Below are 22,339 nucleotides of genomic sequence, written 5' to 3'. Positions count from 1 at the left end.
AGGTTTTTATTTTTTGGCAAGAAGTACAATAGAATCTACTACACCTTTAGGCTTGTTTTGACGATCAAAAAGCAAGGGGTAATCGGTACGCCCGCCAACCGGCCAGTTGTTTCTCCACGAATTGCCGTCGTTAACTCCCCACATGGTTACTTTATCAAGTTTATCCTCGTGCTTTAAAAAGAGCTTGAAAAATTCCAGACAACGGGCATTGAAAGCCGTGTTTACGCTATCGGGAAGCTTCTCTGGATATGGATTCATTCGATCTTCATAGTCAAAGTTTGCCGAAACCTCAGCCCCCTGATTTTTCCAGGGAGAAGGCAAAACGGTAATATCAAATTCGGTAACGGCAACTTTAAGTCCAAGATCTGAGAAAGCCTCAATGGTTTTTTCAAATTCCTCCAACTCCGGATAATCCATCCCTACGTGTCCTTGCATACCCACACCATGAATGGGTACGCCCTGAGCCTGTAGGTTTTTAATCATACGCACGATACCATCCCTTTTTTCAGGAACCGCTGTTGAATAATCATTGTAATACAGCTCTGCATCAGGATCGGCCTCGTGAGCTGCTTCAAAAGCTATTTTTATAAAATCCTCACCAAGTAATTTGTAGAATTTACTTTCTCGTAAACTTCCGTCATCTAAAACAGCTTCGTTAACCACATCCCATGATTTAATACGCCCCTTATAACGGGTGACCACGGTTGCTATATGCTCTTTCATCCGCTTAGTAAGTTCTTCCTTATCAATCTCATTACCCGCGTCGTCTTTAAAAAACCATTTAGGTGTTTGAGAATGCCAAATCAACGTATGCCCGTGTACGACCATACCATTCTGCTCTCCAAAATCGACAAACTTATCTGCGGTTTCCCACTCGTATTTTCCCTTTTCAGGAACCAGGCGTTCACTTTTCATACAGTTTTCGGCAACGATAGAATTGAAGTTTGCCTTTACAACCTCAAGCTCTTCCGGATTGAAACCATTTATTTGACGCGCATTGAGTGCAGTACCCATTAAAAATTTACCGGCAAGGGCATCTTTAAGAACAAGAGGTTTTTCCACCTCTAGCATAGCAGTGTCTTTTTCTGATTCCTTTGGTTTACAGCTTAGTACAAGCGTGAAGATTGTGAATAGATAGATTAGGTTTTTCATTAAATTAAATTTTAAACATACAGTGGTTTAGGATATTCTATTTCTTAAAAATGGGTATTCGATCTAAATGGTATTAAGCTATTGAAGTTCTCAAAATTAGAACTTTGCTAATTTAAGCAATCGATTGCGTTGTTCTACTATGATCCCAAAATAATTTTTGCTCGATTACTAGTTTCAGGGAAACCCTTCATTACCGGTAGATAATTAGGATGTATTTAAGTCGAATCGTGTAAGGCGATTTTAAAAACAAACCCCAATGTGTACAGGCACATTGGGGTTTGACTCTTAAAAAACCAACTAATTCATAACGTTTCCTCCGAGTCCTTCAACCACACCTCTATAGGCAGGTTTACGGGTCAGACCCTGCGTCCAGAGACCTATGGGTTCACCGGCTCTCCAGGAAGAATTTTCCGGGCTGTCTGTAGGACTCCAAATTGTAATGCCATATTGCTGCGCCTGAGGAATAAGGGTAAAGTATTGATCTAATACAAATTTGTACATTTCCTCCTGAGCCAGATACAATTCTTCGGTAGCATCTGTAGTTTGAACACCAACGCCAATATCCAATTCAGAAATTTTTATCATTTTACCGGTCGCTGCCAGTAGTTTGAACATTTCGGTAATATTTTCTTTATTTGAGTCTAGGCTAATGTGCATTTGGGTTCCTATACCGTCAACACGGGCTCCCTGTTCCTCTATATACTTCACATATTCAATAATCCCTTTACACTTGTCCAGATTGTATTCCAGATTGTAATCATTTATAAATAAAATGTCATCTGGATTGCCATACATTTCAGCCATTTTAAACGCCTGTACTGCATAATCTTTCCCCAGATAATCCTGCCAGTAAAATTCGTCTGCAGCCTTATCGGTTTTGCCTATTCCGGTTTTAAGCTCATAAGGATTACCATCATCCATAGGTTCGTTAACCACATCCCACGCACGTGTATTAGACTTGGAAACCTCCATAATACCCGATATCCATTTATTAAGATGGAAGGTGAGCGTATCTCTTTTCTCTTCGGGAGTTTTCTCAATAACAATATCCTGACCCGCTTCTTCATTGAACCAGCTTACCACCACATTATCAAAATAGTAGGTCGTTGCTGTATTACCTAAATTGAAAGCGATCGTATTACATCCTGAAGTATTGTCTGCGATGGTTACCTCAACGGCGATATGTTTCCATTCGGTCTCGGCAGCAATTGTTCCAAAGAAATTCCAATGTTTATAACCGCCAGGACTGGTCTGAGCCTGCGTGGCCATACTGGCATTGGTATCTGCCTTCACATCCATTTCCAATTTATACTTCTCTCCCACTGCAGTGGTTTTTGGAAAAGTCACAAATAATTGAGATTGCCAGTCATTGGTTTGTTTAGCAGGATTGGTAACTGTAAGTGCTCTACCGGTATTATTAGCACCTGCTCCATCAGCAGTGTACCCCAGCACAGCATTAGCTCCATTACTTTGATATCCTGTCGTTGCATCAGTCTCAAAAGATTGCTCCAGTAAATCTTCCCAATCTGGACCTGCGCCATTTTCATTAAATTTGAAAACTTCAACATTATCAAAATAATAGCTTGTTGCTGTATTACCCAGATTGAATGCAATTGTCGTACACCCCGAAGTATTTTCTGCAATGGTAACTTCTACTGAAATATGCTTCCATTCAGTTTCAGCAGAGATTGCTCCAAAGAAATTCCAATGTTTGTAACCTCCGGGACTCGTTTGAGCCTGCGTGGCCATACTGGCATTAGTATCTGCCTTTACATCCATTTCCAGTTTATAGACCTGACCAACTTCTGTTACTTCAGAGAAGGTTACAAATAACTGAGACCTCCAGTCATCAGTTTGCACAGCAGGGTTGGTAACCTTGAGTGCCCGGCCTGTTGCCTCTGCGCCTTCGCCGTCTGCGGTAAAAGAAAGTACTGCATTTGCTCCATTACTCTCATAACCCGATGCATCATCGGTCTCAAAGTCCAGATCTAATACTGACTCCCAGGTGGGTGCAGATGAGGCCGGTATAATAGTAGGAGCAATAGTGCTGTTTAAAAAAGTGGCATTTTGATTGGCATGCCATGCCAATGTATGCCCATATATAGAAACTTCATTCTTTGCTGTATTCTCCACAAATTGAGAAACAGCGTCAAGACTTAGGCTCCCATCATTCTGAACTACCGCACCGTGCTTCATCGCATAACCGGCGGTAACTTCCTGAAAATTGGTATTAGCCAGCATGTACATAGCCCCAAGATTATTGTACGAGCCCAGGCTTACACCCGCTCCTAGTTTGAAATTAGGATTAGCTACATAGGTCTTGAGGTTCTGTAAACCATCTATTTCTTCCTGATTCTCTATACTAAGAGGCTTTTCGACAGTATACTCAGGCATTTCCATTTCGGCGCAACTGCCCAAGCAAAGTGCCAAAACAGCCGCAGGAATCACTTTTAAATTTATACTTTTCATAATTCGTATTTTTTTAAAATCAAAAGATGCTATTCTAAAATTGGAGTAAAAGTTTCTATAGTCACACCGCGATTTCTAACCACAAGTGTATCTGTTGAAGTCACACGCACATCGTCGAGGTCTAATTCGTAGTTTAAATACAGAGCGTCACGGTCCTGACTACCCCAACTATTTTTTTCACCATCTTTTACGAAGGAACCACTTCCTGTTGCTGTATATACATCGGGTTCTGATGAGCTAACCGTAGCATTCCCCTCATCGTCAATAGTAACCAGCAGTACGATGTTACGATCAACACCTCCCCCGTCTTGTAAGGATAAAGGAAATCGTACCTGTCGCCTGCCTGTTGAAGTTAATTTCACCACCTCATCATCCTTAACATACTGCTCCTGACGGGTAATGGTCTCATTTAAATCTGTGTTACCATTTTTGCCCACGATCACATCTTCACCTCTACGCAGATAAAATGCCTCATAAGGATTGATGTATTTTACCGCATAAAAAATGAAATCCTTGGGTTGTGTAGCCCAGTCTGTACCTACCCCTCTGCGAGGATTAGCTACCTGAGGGTCTCCAGATAAAATGGTATCTACAACGGTAGCATTAGTCATACGTAAGGGGATCACGTAATTTCTCCCTAAAGATTTAGGGTCTGCGAAGAAAGCCTCTGTTAACTGAACTTCGACACCTCCTGCAATTTCACCGTTTGGAATTACAATTTGATCATCAGCCAAGGAATAATGAGTTGAAGGAAGCGCCAGTACAGGATCTCCCGAGCCTTCAAATACAAAACCATCTACCATAGAATTATCTACCTGAAAGTCTACAGTTACGTTCGACTCATTCTCGTACAGACCACCCAGAGTGGCCATAATCATACATTTACCCTCATTATCTAAAGTAGTATCAAATATATCCTCGCCTAAAGTGATTGTTCTCACGGGATATTGATAGGCAAAATAGACAACCTGATACTCGTAGTCAGGGAAATCCCATTCTCCGTTTTCACAAGAACTGAAAAGGGTGATAAGAAGTAAAAGCGTTATATAAATATTTTTTTTCATTGTCATCTCATTAAGTATTTAAATTGAGTTCTACCAACCCCGGTTTTGTTCAAGTGCATCAAATTTTAAGGTCTCATTGTAAGGCACAGGTCCATATTGCATATAATCCTGATACTCGCGTTCTTCCACTTCGATTCTGTTGTGAACACCATTTACTATTGATACGCCATCGGCAGTTTCGGTAAGATTGAGTCCCCAGCGACGTAAATCCCAAAAGCGGAAGCCTTCAAAGCAAAGCTCCAGGCGACGCTCATTGCGGATCAATGTGCGCATCGCGTTTTTATCTCCACGTATAGATTCTAAATACGCATCAGGTTGTGTAATCCCGGCGCGTTCACGTAGAGCTGCAATCACATCATAAGCCGAAAAACCAAAGGATCCGGTACCGGTAGGTCCCCAGGCCTCATTTGCGGCTTCAGCATAGATCAGATAAAGTTCGGTATACCTGATACGTGGTTTGTAGTGTAACTGCTGTGTAGTTGTTGCTGTGTTCAGGTTAACATCCTGTCTTAATAGTTTTCTCATATAATATCCCGTACGCGTTGAGGTAGCTTCGGCATTCAGGGCATCGTTGGTAGTTCCATCTGCAGCTGTTATAATGGTTGAACCATTTACACCGGCGGTTGCACGATTTACCAGAATATAGGTACGTAATCTTGGATCGCGATTCGTATAGGGATCATTAGGATCATAATTACTTGCAGGATCTGAAATAGGATAGCCATTTACTGCAGGAAAAGCATCTACCAGATTCTGAGTAGGATTAAGTCTTCCGTCTCCATTTAGGGTTGGTGGAAAATGATCTGACTCCAGGTTATTGCTATTCCCCACATCGCCTCTCCATAAAATTTCTTCCGGATTTGTTCCTCCGCCTAAATCTGCTATCTCTGAAATATTGGTGTACCAGGTATGACCGTTATCATCAATACCGCTTATTCCTCCATTCAGTGCGAGAACCTCTCCGGCGTAGTTTGCGGCCATATCCCAGTTGACATCACTTATATCACTATACGCCGGGCTAGCTGCCATAAGAGCAGCCTGAGCCTTTATAGCTTTTACAATTCTGCCACTTACCCGTTGTCTTCCACGCTCACCGAAAACCCGGTTAAAGTCATTTGTATTGGTAATACCGTTGGGTAATAAGCTGGGGTCGCTTATATCCTCATAATCTAAAGCTAACATTTCATCTGCCTGATTAAGGTCGTTCATTAACTGCGTCATACACGCATTGAATGTTGCTCTGGGAAGGTTAAAATCAGATTGAGGCGTTTCCGGTTCGAGAATGATAGGAACACCCAGCAAATCTCCATTTGCAAAACCTGCGTGCGATTGTAACAGGTAATACATATGTAGTCCTCTTAAGCCGTATGCTTCTCCCTTTAATCTTCGGTTGTATAAGGCATTAATATTAGGGTCTGTAGCCCATTCTACATTATCTGCTTCCGAAAGGAATATATTCAAATATTGTATCGCTGCTCTGGAGCGTTGCCACTGGGTAAAGGGGTCAAAGTTTGAAGCCCATTGTCCTGTAGCTGCTCTTCTATACGCATTTTCAATATCATTTGAAACGGCATCATCAGTAGCCACGTCGTTAAATGACCAGTTTAAAGTAGGGATTCGTAAATAGCCATTGAGTAATAATCCCTCAGCATAAGTAGGGTCATTATACGCGTCTTCTAAATCCCGGTTATTTTCAATTGCAGGTTCAAATAGATCGTCACAACCTGTAAGTGATACAATAGCGAGTAGAAAAAGTAAAATCTTAGTATTCATATTTTTTTGATACATATAGCATTAATTAAAACAGCGCTTTGAGGCCAAGGTTGTAAAATCGCGTTTGAGGAGCACCTCCTATATTCAGCTCCATCAACTCGCGCTCTGATGAGAATGTAAAGAGGTTTGCACCGCTTACATAAATGTTTAAATTTCTCAGAAATGAATCGCTACCCAGTATTTTAGAAGGGATATCATAGCTCACCTGAACTTTAGCGAGATCTATACGATCTGTACTATACATCCAGAAATCTGAAGATCTAAAATTATTCTCTCCATTTTGAGTGGTAAGTCTGGGATAAGTTGCCGTATCAGCCGTTTCTGGTGTCCAGCGGTCTCTAACCACAGTTGAATATTTATCTTCACCATCTATCCAGAAGTATGAACTGTTCTTCATAGCATGAGCACCAGTCTGTCCGGTAGCCAAGGCGAAGAAGGTTAAATTCTTCCATTTAGCGCTTAAGTGAATTCCGGCTGAAAGTGGTGCTCCGCTCCAACCCCATTTGCCCAGATAAACTTCGTCTTCATTATTGATAATGCCGTCACCGTTTTGATCTACATAACGTATATCACCGGGAGCTACATTACCCAGGGCAGACTGACTGGGTGCACTAGCGATTTCGTCTTCTGAATTGAAAAACCCATCGCTTTGCAGACCCCAGATTGCATCGAGCGGTTTACCTTCTCGGTTTTGATAATCGTTTTCATATAATTCTGCCCGTTGAGCTGCTTTGGTATCGTAATAAATACCTGCTAATCCCACCGTCCAGTCGATACTACCTATAGTTTTAGAATAGGTAATGTCAAAATCAAAACCTATACGATCATCGTTATTGTAGTTGATATATGGTATAAATGAACTTGCAGGGAAAAACGTTGAAAAATAATTAGGATATAAAACCGAAGCCTGAATGATATTCCCTTTCATTCGGTTAGCAAAAAATGCGGTTTGAAAGTTTATCGAATTATTGAAAAGTGACCCCTTTAGCTCTACATTGATTTCCTTTCTTCTGGCGAAAGTCAAATCAGGATTACCTCCCTGCAACGAATTTGTTGATCGTGTAAGCGCTCCATCTCTCCAGCTAAACCAGGCCCCTTCTGTTTGTGAAAAAATATTTTGATGAGCATAATATTGATTGGCTTGCAATCCCATATCAGTACTCAACACCCCCGCTGAAACCGAAAGTTCTAAATCATTTACAACCGATGAATTTTCCAGGAAGGGTTCACGCCCAATTTTCCACGCGATTGTAGCCGTAGGAGAATATCCTGTGCGCTCGCCCTTGGCAAAACGAGCAGAGTGCACAACGGCTTCATTAAACAATACGTAATATCTGTTTTTGTAATTGTACGCGAGCTGTAAACCTAAATTTGCACTACTAATGCGGTGGTACTGCCCCGAAATGGTCTGTTGCCAACCCGCGGCCACCAGCATTGCAGATAGATTATGATCTTCGGCCAACTCTGTTTCATAGTTTAATTGGCTTGAAAAAGAAATCGTTTGTTGGTAAGCACTATTATTGATGTTTTGAATACCTGTTCTGGCATCTTCACCATATCGTACTAAACGTTCTATCTCATCTTCTCCATTTACATTAACCCAATCTGCCGCATAAACGGAATACTCATTATTATACGATTGATTATAGGAAGTTGAATAATCAACACCAAACATCGTATTGAAAGTCAATCCTTTTAAAGCACGATTGAGATCTGCATCTATAGCGGTATTAAACTGAAATTCTCTGCTTGTAAACGTATTATATCCCCCTGCATAAATAGAAGCGAAAGCATTGGTTTGATCTAATTGAGAACCCCCCAGCAAAAATCTGTCATCTATAATATTTGAACTGTTTTGAGCCAGTATTCTGGTGCTCTCATTACCTTCAGATATAAAGTCTATAGGAATGAGGGGTGCAAAGCGATTGGGTCTCACAGTTGCTGCATCTCCCCAATAGTTTGCATTAACTCCTCTGCCGCTATAGTAGATGGCGTTTGCGCCTAAGGATGCAGAAATCCAGTCATTTAGTTTTAGGTCTACATTACCCCGTACATTAAAGCGCTCCGTTTTATTGTTTACGGCTTCACCAAAATCAATTTGGTTACCGGTTCTAAAAAAGCCTATATCGGTATAATAGCGTGCTGCTTCATTTCCGCCGGAAATTTCAACAGTAGCATCGTAACGCTCGTAAACCGGCTTTAAATAATCATCACTATAAAAATTGACGCTTGGATACCTATACGGGTTACTCCCTGATGCGTGATTGAATATTTCTTCCTCTGAATATAGAGGATTCAAACCGTCATTTGTTCTTGCCTCGTTATAATAGGTCATATATTCTGCAGAACCCAAATACTGCGGGTAACGCTTCGGAACAAACAAACCTGCATCTACACGTGCACTTATTTGCTGCTTGCCTACTTCACCATGTTTGGTCGTAATCTGAATAACTCCCTGTGCCGCGCGGCTACCGTATAATGACACTGCGGTAACACCCTTTAAAAAACTAACCTGCTCAATCTCTACAGGCAAAGCGCTTCCGGGACTTCGGGGCACTCCATCTACAAGAACCAGGTAATTACCCATTCCCCAGATATTGCCTCCGTTGAAGCCTCCTACAAAAGCATTTAAACCATCCAAACTATAGGTTGTATAATTCTTCTCCAGTATTTCGGGAAGATTAACATATGACGTACCTCCTGCAACAATTTCACCTTCTTCCACCTTTTGGAATGCAATCTGAACTTCACTGTTTGATCCTTTAACAAGAACCAGGTCTTCCTGGTACTCATCAGCAGTGATTGAAACAGATTTAAAACCTTCCGCAGTTATTTGGAGAAATGATCCCGGGTTTACCGAAATTGTAAATTGGCCGGTTTCATCAGTTATAGTAAAAACATCGTCTTGCTTATTTTGAACTATAGCGCCCTGAACCGGATCGCCGGATTCATCCAAAATTCGGGCTTCAACAACAATTTGCTCCTCGCTCTGAGCGGTTAGGTTAAGCGAAGTCAATGCAATTAAAGCAAACAAGACAAATTTTGTTCGTAAGTATTTCATTTAGTGTTTCGTTTGGATTATTTAATTAAAGTGCGGTCTTATGAAATTACCAACCCGGGTTTTGGCTAAACTCCAGATAAATATTTACATCTGAATTCTTAAGAGGAAGCCAGTAATGCTTCATAGCGTAGTCACGTTCCAGAATTACTTCTTCTCTTAGGTTAAGCACACGGTTTGCGGTTGGATCTTCAGTATCAAAATTACCGGCACGGTCAAACTCTAATGATGTTTTAAGCGTATACGGCTTTTCGATCAAAAGCAACCATCTTCTAAGATCATTAAAACGGTGTCCTTCAAAAGCAAGTTCTACTGCGCGCTCTCTGCGCAGTTCACTCATAAAGCCCTGAAGTCCTGCCGGTACAGCCCCTACTCCAAGTTGAAGACTTTCAACTCCCGCACGATCACGCACGGTATTGATAGCTTCGGTGGCATTCTTTGAAAAATTTCCTGATTTCCCTGTAGGGCTTCCATAACCCTGAGCAGCTGCTTCTGCATACATAAGGTATACATCGGCCAGACGCATCCAGGGTAAATGCAGGTTTAAGTTTGCACCATAGTTAAAGCCATCATCATATCTGTTTGCAGTAATGGGTATAAACTTATAGTTCAAAAACCCGGAGCGACTACCCGTACTTACATCACGATAACTACCACCTGTATATAAATTGGCATATCTATGCTGCTCTACATCGGCCGGCATTGCACCCTGCACTACCTGCACCCCATCGTAAATGATGTCGTGATAAAATCTCGGGTCGCGATCTCTCCATGGATATTCAGGATCATAACCTGATACCTCGTCTGGCTTGGTTATGTCTGGAATAGGCAACCCGTTAGCCATACCGTAATAGTTGACATAATTTGCAGTAGGCATAAAGTTGCTACCGTCCTGAATGATTGCCGGTTGGTATTGTTTACTCGTCCCCCAGTTTGAACCGTTTGCCCCAAAATAAGGACCTCTGAAAATAGCTTCGGTTCCTCCAGGAATTCTCCATCCCTGACCGGTAGTGTAAAAATTATTGCTATAATCTTCAAAAGGAAGTAGAGAGTAAGGCGTATCACCATTCTCTACCAAGGTAAGGAGTTCTCCGAAGGCATCTGCTGCTTTCCTTGCATAATCTGAGTTGTATTCACGAGAACCTGTTGATTCTAAATTCATCAAGGGACTAGCTGCCCACAGGTAATTTTTACCCAAATAGCCTAAGGCCATTATTTTATTGATTCTTAAATCATTCTTACCACTGGTTGCAGCACCAGGCTGCGTACCGTCCCAGTTCACCGGTAAAAGATTTGCAGCCTCTCTTAGATCTGCAGCTGCTCGATCGGCACACTCGTGGTAACTTAAGCGCGGTAAGCGTAAAGGTTCATCACTGGGAAGTACATAATCTATGTAAGGAAGACCTCCAAAATATTGGATCAATTGAAAATGGAACCATCCTCTAAAAAATAAGAGTTGTCCTTTTATAAAATCACGTTCTTCCGGTGTTGCATCTACCAGTAGATCAAGATTCTCTAATCCTAAATTTACCTTACGCAAACCATACCAGCCGTTTCTCCATAAATCCTTTTGGAACCGGTCGTCATTTCTTGAAGCATCAGCCTGATTTAACCAGGATGCACCCCAGCCGTCATACTCACTTTGCCAGCCCCAAAAATTACCATCGTCAAACTTATGAATGACGTGGAAGTTCATATCTGCGGAAGTGATCTCATCATCTCCCCAGTTCCAGGAATTGGTCCAGTAAGCATTAGAAAAATCGGGTATACAGTGGTATAATTCTTCTGTAAATCCCTGAAAGTTTCTGAAGTTTTTAAAAGCTTCTTCTTCTGAAATGATTGATTCAGGTTCCTTATCAAGGTACTCCTCACAAGAGGTCACCATCAAAACAGAAACAATCACCAGGCAATAGTTAATTAAATTTTTAGTAGTATACATTTTCATAATAACAATTTTTAAAAGGTGATATTCAATCCAAAATTGAATCGCTTTACGGTTGGGTAAGCTCCCTGAGAAGCCCATCCTGTACCTGCGAAGTTTGATTCTCTATCATCAGGCATTTTGGTCCAGACGTACAGGTTATTTCCATTCAAAAAGAGGCGAAGGCTATCAAAGCCGAAGGTCTTTAGTAGTTTAGAATCTGCAGTAAAGGTGTATGCGATCTCGGCATTCTTTAATCGTACATAAGAGGCGTCGTAGAAAAAGCGCGATCCGTTACTTGCTCCGTTTGGCGTGGATACCCATCTAGGCACGGGCGCGTCGGCATTCGTATTGTCTTTGCTCCAGTAGGAGCCTTCATCATAAACAATATTGTTTTGGTTACCCAAGCTGTTAAAAACAACCTGTCTGGTTACATTGTTTGCTCCAAAGAACTGTACAAAAGCGCTTAAGCCTTTCCAGTCAAAACCAACTGTAGCATTATAGGTGTTTTGTGGGGCTCCGGCAAAAGCATAAGGAGTCTGATCAAAGTCATCAATAACCCCATCCCCATTAAAATCTATGATTTGGTATCCTCCCGGAAGTTTTTGATTGTCGTTTGTATTATGTTGTGTAGTACCGTAGAGTTCATCCCAGGTATTATAGAAACCGTTGTCAATAAAAGTTCGCGCCTGATTAATAGCGTAGCCCTCAAACTTTTGATAGCCTGGTAGCAGTTCTGCATCATCGCGATCTATAGTAACGTTTTCGGCATGGGTCATGTTTAAGTCAGCCCACACTCTTAAATCTGGTGTGAAATTATGATTAAGGTTAAGTACCAGCTCATAACCTTTATTTTTAACTCGTCCCAGGTTAGCCACCGGCGCTTCCGTACCATAATAATCTGGAATTGCACGATCACCACCTCCTACTAATACGTCTATACGGTCATCACTGAAGTAATCAACACTTCCGCTTATAGCATTATTAAAAAATCCGTAATCAAGACCAATATTTGTTTTCTTTACCGATTCCCAGCTTACACCCGGGTTACCCACCTGGGTTTCTCTGTACCAAACATACGGGCTTGCTTCTGCCTGCTCGCCGGTCACTCCCAGACGAGATTGCCCGCCATAGCCCCAGGCTGTGAGGTATAAAAATCGGGCTCCAATATTATCGTCTCCTATTTGACCATAAGATGCTCTAAGTTTAAGGTTATTTACAAAGTCAGCTTTATCCATAAAGCTCTCATTCATAATATTCCATCCTATACCTCCTGAAGAAAAGAAGGCAAAGCGTTTGTCAGCCGCAAACTTCTCAGACCCGTTATAGGCCCCGTTGTATTCGATCAAATATCTGTTATCATAACCATAGGTAGCTCTAAACACCCAGTCTTCACGGTAAAAAGGGAGAATACTACCGGTGGCAAATTCATTTCTATTGAAAAGCCCCATCGCGGTTACATCGTGCTTATCCTCAATAGTCGTGGTATAATTAAGCTGTGTTTGATAAAATAATCTTCGGTAGGATGCTCCATTGTTTACACCTCCACCCTGAGCCGTCCATCTTACGCCCTGAGCATAGTCAAAGCCGGTATTGGCATCATAGGTTCTTCTATACGTTTCAATCCCGGTCGTAGGATCGATCCATTTCTCCTGAGGGTCATTGAATAAATCATTTACCCCCCGGTTGGCTTCAATAAATGTATTATCAAGAGCGATTGTACCGTTAAAAGTCAATCCTTTAGCAATTACATCTAATTTTTGTTCCAGGGTGAAATTGGTTTGTAATTGTGTGGTAGTCAGATATTGAACTCCACTAATAGCTAAATTACGTACCGCATTCCCCTGACCTCCACCTGATGGTGCATCGTAGCCCCAGGTACCGTCAGAATATTGTGGCAGATAAATATCTGGCGGTGTAGAATATGCTGCAATCCAATACACGTAATCGCCACCTCCAAAACCCCAGGGTGTTTTACGTACACCGTAAGAACCGGAAAGACCTACCTTAAGTACCGTACTTGGTGTAAGTTGAAAATCTAAATTGGTACGTACATTGAAGCGATTGTAGTTAAATCCGGGTTGGTAACCCCTACTATTATTATATTCTCTAATCAAATCGCCTTCGTATTGAAAATCAGCTCCGGCGAAGTATTTTACAAATTCAGATCCTCCACTTATATTTAAGTTTGCATTGTAAGCCGGTGCAAAATCTTTGAAAAGAGCCTCGTCCCAATCTACGTTAGGATAGCGCTCACTTTCAGCCAGATTTGCCGGAAAACGGTATTTATCTATAATATCCTGAGACATGTAGGCCCCCCAGGATTCCGGACGAATAGAAAGTTCGTTTTCAATAGCCTGATTACGCACCAAGAAGGTATCGTAAGAATCCTTTTTCCCCGGAAGTTTCGACGCTGTCTTTAAAGTTGTATTCAATCGCGCACGCAGAACTGCCCTGCCCGATTTTCCCCGTTTGGTCGTAATGAGTATTACCCCATTTGCACCCCTAACCCCATAAACTGCAGTTGCGGAAGCATCTTTAAGTACAGATATTGACTCAACCGAACTGATAGCAACAGTATTCATAGGTCTTTCTATACCGTCTACCAAAATCAGAGGTTCACCTCCATTAAACGTACTCAAACCACGAATAAAAATGCGAGGATCCTCTGCTCCCGGTAAGCCGGTACTCGAGGTGGTAATCACACCAGGAACATTCCCTGCAAGAGCAGAACCAATGTTCGGAACGTTACCCGCCCGCTCTAGTTCTTCACCGCTAGCCTGAACTATCGCAGCAACAACACTTTCTTTCTTTTGCTGACCATAACCTACAACCACAACCTCTTCAAGTGAGTTTTCATCTGTAGCCATTTGTAAGTCAATAGTTGTATTTGAACCTACCTGACGTTCTGCAGTTTTAAAACCTACAAAACTGAAAACCAGCACGCTTTCTGATGAAGGTACATTAATAGTGTACTTTCCATCAAAATCAGTAACAGCCCCCATCCCGGTCTGCCCTTTTACGATGACGTTTACACCCGGTAAGGGTAATCCATCATCAGCGGAAACAACCGTACCCGAAACGGCTACTTGTTGTTCAGTAATTTTCGTCTCGTAAGTCGTATAGGTATTAGACCTTTCTTCTGCTGTTGCAGTAAATAATGGGAATAGAATCCCTAAAACCAAAGTCTTTGAAACGTGAGCAGTTTTAATCAACGGTATTTTCATATTATAGTTTAGCTTTCCTGTTTTTGATTTAAGAAATCGATTTCGTAAATAGGCTCTTATGATTTATTTAAATGTTTATTTCGATAACACTCCTCCACTCCCGTAACATCAAAACTTCGTGTTTCCTTCCGTTTTAAAATGCGTTTTCTTCTTAAGAGAGCAACCTGGTTCTGTTAAGGTTATTCTAAAAATCAGCTCCGTATTATGAAATGTCTAAAATCGAGTGTTGTTCATTATCATATTCTCAACACAACATCACGTAACAAATGTATTTGCTAATACCAAAGCCCTGTAACAATGGTGTTACATATACTTTTGTGTAGGTTACATGTACACGCAAACAGGCGTTTTTTGTTACCTAATAGAAAAAAATACCCTTGAAAAAGGCGGAAAACAGGACTTGAAGCTGTTAATTTTTTAAGAAAATATTCCAATCATAAATGCTGCTAACTGTAAAATTTTTAACGAAAAGATTTCGAAAAGAAGAAGAGAAACCAAAAACAGTCCATATTGAAACTTGCACCAGATGCTCCAAAAAAGAAAAATCCCCGAAACGAATTTGCTTCGAGGATCTTTAATGTAAAAAATAGCCTGCCTGAGATTAATCAGGTAGTTTAAAAATTTGTTTCATTTCAACCCACTTTTCACCGGGATTGGCAAATGGAAGTGCTTGTTGATATTTCCACATCAGATTCTCCCATTCCTGAACTTTAGGATTGCTCAGGTCCATCTGCCTTTTACGTCCGGGGTCGTATTCGGGAGTGGTTTCCATTATCATAAAGAGGCGATTGCCGCAACGGTAAATTTCCATATCAATGATTCCGGCATCTTTAATGCTTTTCTGTATTTCGGGCCAGACCGCTTTATGATGGGTTTCATATTCAGCAATAAGCTGTTGATCATCTTTGAGATCACAGGCAAAACAATATCGGTTTGTTTTCATCCTTCAAGATTCAAATTGTACTTCTTATATACGTCTCTTCCGTAAATCCCAATAATCACAAAGCAGATAAAAGGCAGAATAAAAGAAAAATTGACTTCAGGCACTCCCAAAATGCTGATATCGGTATAACCTGCTCCACCTAAATCGAGAATCAGCCCCTGAAGTGTGGGCATCAGAGCGCCGCCTACAATCGCCATAACCAGAAAAGCTGCACCAAACTTCGCGTCTTCTCCCTGTCCTTCTAAGGCGATCCCATAAATGGTAGGGAACATAATAGACATAAAAAATGAAATACTCACCAAGGCGATTAGGCCTGTCATTCCCGGTACCATAATCGTAATCAGGGTAGCGAGCGCTGCTCCAATAGCAAAAAACAGCAACAGTTTCCCAGAGTCTACATACTTTAGCAATGCGGTTCCTACCCATCTGCCGATGAGAAAAACCACCAGCGCAGCGATCCCGTAGTTCACAGCTTCGGTATTTTCAATACCAAAAGATTCTGCATACTGATACAGATACGTCCAGCACATGATTTGCGCTCCTACGTAAAAAGCCTGCGCGATCACTCCGCCGGTGAATTTGCGGGATTTAAAAAGCCGTTTGATTGATCCGCCTATCTTCACTTTGCTTTCCTGATGCGCGTTTTGTGGCATATTTACCAGACTGATTACAACCAAAAATCCAATAACCACAATCCCGAGCAACACATAAGGATCGCGTATTACCGCCAAATCTGCGGTACGCACCACAGCCTTTGCCTCCTCACCTAGTGTCGAATAGACCGTGGTTCCGTCAGGTAATAAATCGTCTGATTGTAGCGAGGCTAAAATGAATTTTTGAGCCACAATCAGACCGAGCAAAGCACCCATCGGGTTAAAGGCCTGGGCCAGATTGAGACGCTGGGTTGCAGTCTTTTCGGCGCCCATAGACAGGATGTACGGATTTGCTGTAGTCTCTAAAAACGCCAGACCAAAAGTCAGAATATAAAGCGCCGCTAGAAAGAAACCAAACTCCTCATAAGCCGCAGCGGGGTAAAACAATAATGCTCCCACAGCATACAGGCCAAGGCCCAGCAAAACTCCCTTTTTATAGGAATAACGGTTTACAAAAATCGCCGCCGGCAGTGCCATTGTAAAATAGCCGCCGTAAAAAGCCAGTTGAACCAGCGAAGCCTGAAAGTTGTCAAGCTCCAGCACTTTTTTAAATGCCGAAACCATAGGGTTTGTGATATCGTTTGCGAAACCCCACAAGGCAAACAACGACGTGATGAGAATAAACGGCAGTAAAACCGATTTGGCCACTACCGGCACTTTTGATTGATTGGTATTCATAAATTAGTTTTTAGCCGGAAGCAATGCGCGATCCAGATGTACGTAACCGCCGTCTACGAATAGAAACTGACCAGTGGTATGTGATGATTTTTCAGAAATGGTAAATAAAGCCGTGTTTGCTATTTCCTGAGTGGTAGTCATTCGGTTTTCTAACGGAATGGTGTTGCGAATGGCCTCTAGTTTTTCGGAACCGTTGTCAAGGGTTTCAATCCAGTTTTCATAAGCCGGTGTGTAGCTTTCGGCAATGATAAGTGCATTGCTGCGTATGCCGTATTTGATGAGATCTACCGCCCACTCGCGGGTTAGTCCCAGTACGCCTCCTTTAGCGGCAGCATAGCCTGAAGTCCCGCCCTGACCGGTAATCGCTACTTTAGAGCCTACGTTCAAAATGTTTCCTTTGCTTGCTTTCAGCAAGGGCAGTGCATATTTTATGGTGGCATAAAAACTAACGAGGTTTAGCTTCAGCGAATACATAAAATCGTCAAGCGAACCTTCAAGCGAAACGCCGTCATTTACGCCCACATTATTGATAATAGCATCTATTCGCCCATATTTAGCCGAAAGTTGCTCTACAGAGTTTTTTATTTGTTCCGCGTCGGAAAGATCGGTTTGATAGAATGTACTATCCAATCCTTGTTCCCGCAACTGGGCTTCGTACTCAAAACCACGGGCATTTCGGTCTAACAAAACCGGAATTGCACCTTCTTCCGCAAGTGCGAAAATGATGGTATGACCTATACTTCCGGGCATTCCGGCAGAACCGGTTACCACAACGATTTTATCTTTTAAATTTAAATTCATGAATTATAATGTATAAATGCGCTGAGCATTTTTATAGAAAAAAAGTTCTTGTTCATCTTTAGAAAGTTGACCTGAAAAGGCTTTGGCTACATTAAGAACCTGAGCATAATTCCCGGCAACGAGGCATACCGGCCAGTCTGAACCGTAAAGGATTCGATTGGGACCAAAAGCCTCCAAAACCACGTTCATATACGGCATTAGGTCTGTAGTTTTCCAGCTTTTATAATCGGCTTCGGTAATCATTCCTGATATTTTGCAGCTTACGTTTTCATAACTGCCAATGGCTTTCATCAGCAAGGCCCACGAATCAATATAGCCTTGTTTGATGTAGGGCTTTGCGATGTGGTCGATCACAAATTGCTGCTCGGGAAAAAGCTTTACAAATTCGAGCACTGCCGGAAGCTGATGCGAAAAAACAAGAATTTCATACACCGCTCCGGTATTTTTCAGCTTTGAGATTCCGTTTAAAAAAGCGTTTCGCAGTAAAAAAGAGTTGTCAGCCTCGGCCTGCACGACATGCCGATAGCCTTTCATCAGAGGCATTTCGGCATAATAATCAAGATCAGCCTGAACGCTGTCACTTTGAAAATCAACCCAACCTATTACACCTTTAATGAAATCATAGTCAGAAGCAAGATTCAGTAAAAACGTATTTTCCTCAAGAGTTTGATCGGCCTGTACAGCGATACAGCCGGTGATATTGTGTTCCTCATAAACGGGTTGTAAATCCTGAGGCATAAAATCACGGCGTATCACAGCCATCTCGTCATCAATCCAGCTGTGCTTGACCGGATTGTATTGCCAAAAATGTTGATGCGTGTCTATGATCATATTGCTAAGTTAGTCATTGATCTCAACCAATGCTTTAATCACGTTATTTTCAGGAGCCAATAAAGCCTCAAAGCCCAATGGCAAATCTTTAAAAGCGATACGGTGTGTGATGTACTTTTTCGGGTTGATGGTACCGCTCTTGATACTTTCAATGACATACTGAAAATCTTCACGGGTAGCATTGCGGCTACTCATCAGGGTAGATTCCCGCTTGTGAAACTCGGGATGGCTAAAGCTCAACTCCCCTTTTTGTAAGCCTACTAAAACATAGCGACCACCGTGGGCCAGATATTGAAATGCGCTGTTCATCACATTGCGATTACCGGTTGCATCAATGATTACGGTAGGCATATCGCCGTTTGTAATTTCTGCCAAACGCTCTATAACATCAGCCTTCATCGGGTTTAAAGTCTGCCAGACACCCAATTCATCTTTACAAAAATCAAGGCGATGCTCGTTGACATCAAGGGCAATGACTTGTGCTCCTGCCTGCTGTGCAAACTGAATCAGGCCAATACCAATAGGGCCTGCTCCCATTACCAAAACCGTCTCTCCCTCACGCACTCCTGCCCTTCGCACTCCGTGAGCAGCAATGGCCAGAGGCTCAACCAGCGCGAGCTCATCAAAATCAAGACCTTCACCGTGCAACAGATACCCATCAGGTACAACTACATACTCAGCCATACCGCCGTCAATATGTACTCCAAAAACCTTGATCGAGGTACAACAATTGGTCAGCCCATTGCGGCAGGCGACACAACTTCCGCAGTTGAAATACGGAATAAAACTCACTGCATCCCCTGTATTAAAACCCGCAGCGCTGCCTTCCACATATTCTGCGGCAAGCTCGTGACCTAAAACTCTCGGGTAATTAAAGTACGGCTGGGTTCCGCCAAAGGCGTGAATATCAGTACCGCAAATACCTATTTTACGGATGCGCAGCAGCGACTCTCCCGCTTTAGGCTTCGGAATATCCTGTTCTTTTAATAAAAAGGTTCCGGGTTCTTCACAAACTATATAATTCATAGTATCTTTTAATCTAGTATTTGATTTCTAAAGCATTAGCATAGGAAACAGAAGGTTTTACCTGCGGAAAATACACTTCAAGTCCCTCAGCGTTTTGCTTAAATTTTAATTTTTTACCGGTACTCACGAGCTTCACCTTTTTGATGGATTTGCTTAGGTAAGGAGAATCTGAACGCAATGCGTTGATAAGCACTTTGCCGTTTTCGGGCCAGCTCATAACGGTCGCATAGAGTCTATCCCCTTTGGTTACAAACCTAAAATCGGAAGACGAATAAGGCTTGCCTTTACCCTCGTTAAAGCCCTGATGTGAAAGTTCAGCTGCAGTGGCCTGCTGCGGTCCTTCTCCAAAAATCTTCCAGGGACGCGTGCCGTAAATACTCTCGCCGTTAAGACGCATCCACAGCCCGATTTCTTCAACGATAGCCCGCTCGAGCTCATCAATGCTTCCATCGCCCTTAACCGGAATATTCAGCATCAGGTTTCCATTTTTGCTTACCACGTCAATGAGACTGTGTATGACCTGTTTGGCCGATTTATAGAGTTTATCGCGATAAATTCCCTGGTCGTAATGCCAGCTTCCTATGCAGGTATCGGTCTGCCAGGGTAAGGGTTCGATCTCATTACTTTGACCTTTTTCAATATCCCAAACCAGGGCCTTGCGCTGTTCCTCATCCAGAATTTTACCGGTTATCACAGCCTGAGGATTCCCCTTCTTATCGAGGGACTTATTGTACATATAGGCAGCAATCTCAAGTCCTACATTGCTTACCGGCCACAGCGGCAGCGCGGTGTCATCGAAGTATAACAGGTCTGGATTAAACTTATCTATCAGATCAATCGTACGGTTATAGAATTTCTCGCAATATTCTTTTGAGGGTGGAGTAACTCCATTGCCCCAGTTCCACTGGCTGTGAATTTTCCCGTTGTCAAGGCTGCCTTCACTCAAAGGATGGTTTTGAGCATACAATTCCTGTGGATCCAGACCTTCCCACCAGGTACCGGCTCCGTCTTCCGCAGTAAGATTCCCGTCATAAGGAACACCGGCTAAAGGTCCGTTTTGGTCTGCGCGTTGTGACGGCTCATACCAGCTCCATGCATGTGCAGCGTGAACACTTAGCGCAAAAGGTAAGCCTGCCTTGCGTGCTGCTTGCTCCCAGCCGGCAATAATATCTTTTTTTGGGCCCATTTTTACCGAATTCCAGTTTGGCTGATAGGTGCTATCCCATAAATCGAGGTTATCGTGATGATTGGCCATCGCCATAAAATATTTGGCTCCCGCGTTTTTATAGAGATCTACGAGCTCCTGCGGATTCCATTTATCTGCTTTCCAAACGTTGATCACGTCTTTAAAACCAAATTTTGACGGATGCCCATACTTTTTAACGTGGTAATCGTATTGCCAGGAGCCTTCCTGATACATCCCACGGGCATACCAGTCTCCCGATTCAGGTTCGCACTGAGGCCCCCAATGCGCCCACATGCCGAATTTCGCATCGCGAAACCACTCGGGCACCTGATATTTGGAGAGGGAATCCCAGTTAGGTTCAAAGACCTTCTGCGTGTTATTAAACAAATAATTAGCATGGGCAGTCCAGGGTTTTAGGTACAATCCTGCTGCCGCTGCAGCGCTTATTTTTATAACATCTCTGCGTTTCATAGTCTCTTAAAAGTTATATATTTCCGCCTTTGGCTACCTTTCAAATCGCGTTCATTCTATCTAAATTAGGTGATTACAACGATTTCGAATGGAATTTTACACGTGCAAATGTTCAAATATATTTTAGGCTTGCTTATATCTAATTATACAAAAACGACTTATTTTTATCTCTTTAAGAATAGACCCTTTCACATAAACCGGCAATTTTGAGTTCTAAACGCTTTACACATACCTTCTCCCTCCTCAACATTGACTGCGTAGAATTATCAAACCGATGGAACTACAAAAATGTGATCAGCCCCTATTACCGCATTTATTACATCGAGGCCGGTAGCGGTTCGCTGTCAAGTCCATCAAAAAAAGTAAATCTAAAACCCGGCTATCTGTATCTGATTCCCAGTTTTACGTTGTGTGATTTTAAATGCGATGGTTATATGCAGCAGTATTTTGTGCAGTTTTTTGAAGAATCACAAGATACCGGAGCGCTTTTTAAAGACAACCGGCAAATTATGGAACTTGAAGCTTTGGAAACCGATGTGATTCTGTTTAAAAAATTGCTAAAGCTCAATCCGGGTCGTGGAATAAACCGGTCTGACAATCCGGAAATCTATGAAAAAGAAGATTTTTACAAGGAATACCAAAATTTAAACCGAAACATGAAAGCTTCGGTGCAGTTTGAAACCCAAGGAATCATTTTGATTTTGCTTTCGAGATTTATTGAATCGATACGCTATTCAGAAAATCAAAGTCGAAAAATACCGTCCGTAGTTCTTGATGCAATGAATTACATTCAACTAAATTTAAATCAGGCCATAACCGTTACCGAACTCGCCGAAAAAGCCAATCAAAACCGGGATTATTTTTCACGGGAATTTTTGGAACATACCGGAAAACGACCTTTGGCCTACATTCACGAAAAACGCATCGAACGCGCCCAATACCTTATCGTGACAACAAACAAAACTCTGCTGGACATAGCCATCGAAACCGGCTTTAATAACCTGCCCCATTTCACCAAAGTCTTCAAAAAGCACCTCAACAGTACGCCGGGCGCATACCGAAAACAGAACCTGCAAATCACCTAAC

14 protein-coding genes are annotated in these 22,339 nt (G+C 42.2%); 1 reads left to right on the top strand and 13 read right to left on the bottom strand.

All coding sequences use genetic code 11. The features are described from left to right. Positions 1-6: 6 nt before the first annotated feature. From CJ305_RS11480 to CJ305_RS11420, 13 genes are all read right to left on the bottom strand, one after another. Positions 7-1,152: an endo-1,4-beta-xylanase gene (locus CJ305_RS11480; RefSeq protein ID WP_099646415.1), complete on the bottom strand. Its 1,146-nt coding sequence runs from the start codon at positions 1,150-1,152 to the stop codon at positions 7-9. 297 nt (positions 1,153-1,449) lie between these two features. After that, positions 1,450-3,621, bottom strand: a complete 2,172-nt coding sequence (locus CJ305_RS11475) for an endo-1,4-beta-xylanase (RefSeq protein WP_099646414.1) — start codon at positions 3,619-3,621, stop codon at positions 1,450-1,452. A gap of 29 nt (positions 3,622-3,650) precedes the next feature. After that, positions 3,651-4,685 (bottom strand): DUF5627 domain-containing protein, encoded by a 1,035-nt coding sequence (locus CJ305_RS11470; RefSeq protein WP_099646413.1) that lies wholly within the window; start codon positions 4,683-4,685, stop codon positions 3,651-3,653. 30 nt (positions 4,686-4,715) lie between these two features. Beyond that, a complete protein-coding gene (locus CJ305_RS11465; protein WP_099646412.1) occupies positions 4,716-6,458 on the bottom strand; it encodes a RagB/SusD family nutrient uptake outer membrane protein in 1,743 nt (580 codons plus the stop codon). Positions 6,459-6,483: 25 nt separating this feature from the next. Then, the gene (locus CJ305_RS11460) at positions 6,484-9,519 is read right to left on the bottom strand and encodes a SusC/RagA family TonB-linked outer membrane protein (protein ID WP_189319433.1); all 3,036 of its coding nucleotides are present in this window, start codon (positions 9,517-9,519) and stop codon (positions 6,484-6,486) included. A 46-nt stretch (positions 9,520-9,565) separates the two neighbouring features. Further along, positions 9,566-11,461, bottom strand: a complete 1,896-nt coding sequence (locus CJ305_RS11455; protein WP_099646411.1) for a RagB/SusD family nutrient uptake outer membrane protein — start codon at positions 11,459-11,461, stop codon at positions 9,566-9,568. An 11-nt stretch (positions 11,462-11,472) separates the two neighbouring features. Next, complete coding sequence (locus CJ305_RS11450) at positions 11,473-14,664, bottom strand: SusC/RagA family TonB-linked outer membrane protein (RefSeq protein ID WP_099646410.1); 3,192 nt, start codon at positions 14,662-14,664, stop codon at positions 11,473-11,475. Positions 14,665-15,265: 601 nt separating this feature from the next. Continuing rightward, positions 15,266-15,607, bottom strand: coding sequence for an L-rhamnose mutarotase (locus tag CJ305_RS11445; RefSeq protein ID WP_099646409.1), 342 nt, complete (start codon positions 15,605-15,607; stop codon positions 15,266-15,268). After that, on the bottom strand, positions 15,604-16,938 hold the full coding sequence (gene fucP, locus CJ305_RS11440) for an L-fucose:H+ symporter permease (RefSeq protein ID WP_099646408.1): 1,335 nt from the start codon (positions 16,936-16,938) through the stop codon (positions 15,604-15,606). The genes CJ305_RS11445 and fucP overlap by 4 nt, the downstream gene beginning before the upstream one ends. A 3-nt stretch (positions 16,939-16,941) precedes the next feature. Then, positions 16,942-17,739 carry an SDR family oxidoreductase gene (locus CJ305_RS11435; protein ID WP_099646407.1) on the bottom strand — a complete coding sequence of 266 codons (798 nt, stop codon included), beginning with the start codon at positions 17,737-17,739 and terminating at the stop codon, positions 16,942-16,944. A 3-nt stretch (positions 17,740-17,742) separates the two neighbouring features. After that, complete coding sequence (locus tag CJ305_RS11430) at positions 17,743-18,570, bottom strand: amidohydrolase family protein (protein ID WP_099646406.1); 828 nt, start codon at positions 18,568-18,570, stop codon at positions 17,743-17,745. A 9-nt stretch (positions 18,571-18,579) separates the two neighbouring features. Then, complete coding sequence (locus CJ305_RS11425; RefSeq protein WP_099646405.1) at positions 18,580-19,596, bottom strand: zinc-binding alcohol dehydrogenase family protein; 1,017 nt, start codon at positions 19,594-19,596, stop codon at positions 18,580-18,582. Positions 19,597-19,609: 13 nt separating this feature from the next. Continuing rightward, complete coding sequence (locus CJ305_RS11420) at positions 19,610-21,253, bottom strand: alpha-L-fucosidase (RefSeq protein WP_099646404.1); 1,644 nt, start codon at positions 21,251-21,253, stop codon at positions 19,610-19,612. Positions 21,254-21,459: 206 nt separating this feature from the next. On the opposite strand from CJ305_RS11420, the gene CJ305_RS11415 reads away from it, so the two are divergent. After that, entirely contained in the window at positions 21,460-22,338 is an 879-nt protein-coding gene (locus CJ305_RS11415) for a helix-turn-helix domain-containing protein (RefSeq protein WP_099646403.1), read from the top strand. The last annotated feature ends 1 nt before the right edge of the window (position 22,339 follow it).

The organism is Leeuwenhoekiella nanhaiensis (assembly GCF_002744755.1).
GTDB lineage: Bacteria > Bacteroidota > Bacteroidia > Flavobacteriales > Flavobacteriaceae > Leeuwenhoekiella > Leeuwenhoekiella nanhaiensis.
This window is presented reverse-complemented; position numbering and strand designations above follow the sequence as displayed.

What these genes read in the sequence shown, in the direction of transcription:
- CJ305_RS11470 (WP_099646413.1), bottom strand. Translation starts at nt 4,685, where the DNA reads ATGAAAAAAAATATTTATATAACGCTTTTACTTCTTATCACCCTTTTC.
- CJ305_RS11445 (WP_099646409.1), bottom strand. Translation starts at nt 15,607, where the DNA reads ATGAAAACAAACCGATATTGTTTTGCCTGTGATCTCAAAGATGATCAA.
- CJ305_RS11480 (WP_099646415.1), bottom strand. Translation starts at nt 1,152, where the DNA reads ATGAAAAACCTAATCTATCTATTCACAATCTTCACGCTTGTACTAAGC.
- fucP (WP_099646408.1), bottom strand. Translation starts at nt 16,938, where the DNA reads ATGAATACCAATCAATCAAAAGTGCCGGTAGTGGCCAAATCGGTTTTA.
- CJ305_RS11465 (WP_099646412.1), bottom strand. Translation starts at nt 6,458, where the DNA reads ATGAATACTAAGATTTTACTTTTTCTACTCGCTATTGTATCACTTACA.
- CJ305_RS11425 (WP_099646405.1), bottom strand. Translation starts at nt 19,596, where the DNA reads ATGAATTATATAGTTTGTGAAGAACCCGGAACCTTTTTATTAAAAGAA.
- CJ305_RS11475 (WP_099646414.1), bottom strand. Translation starts at nt 3,621, where the DNA reads ATGAAAAGTATAAATTTAAAAGTGATTCCTGCGGCTGTTTTGGCACTT.
- CJ305_RS11420 (WP_099646404.1), bottom strand. Translation starts at nt 21,253, where the DNA reads ATGAAACGCAGAGATGTTATAAAAATAAGCGCTGCAGCGGCAGCAGGA.
- CJ305_RS11430 (WP_099646406.1), bottom strand. Translation starts at nt 18,570, where the DNA reads ATGATCATAGACACGCATCAACATTTTTGGCAATACAATCCGGTCAAG.
- CJ305_RS11450 (WP_099646410.1), bottom strand. Translation starts at nt 14,664, where the DNA reads ATGAAAATACCGTTGATTAAAACTGCTCACGTTTCAAAGACTTTGGTT.
- CJ305_RS11460 (WP_189319433.1), bottom strand. Translation starts at nt 9,519, where the DNA reads ATGAAATACTTACGAACAAAATTTGTCTTGTTTGCTTTAATTGCATTG.
- CJ305_RS11435 (WP_099646407.1), bottom strand. Translation starts at nt 17,739, where the DNA reads ATGAATTTAAATTTAAAAGATAAAATCGTTGTGGTAACCGGTTCTGCC.
- CJ305_RS11455 (WP_099646411.1), bottom strand. Translation starts at nt 11,461, where the DNA reads ATGAAAATGTATACTACTAAAAATTTAATTAACTATTGCCTGGTGATT.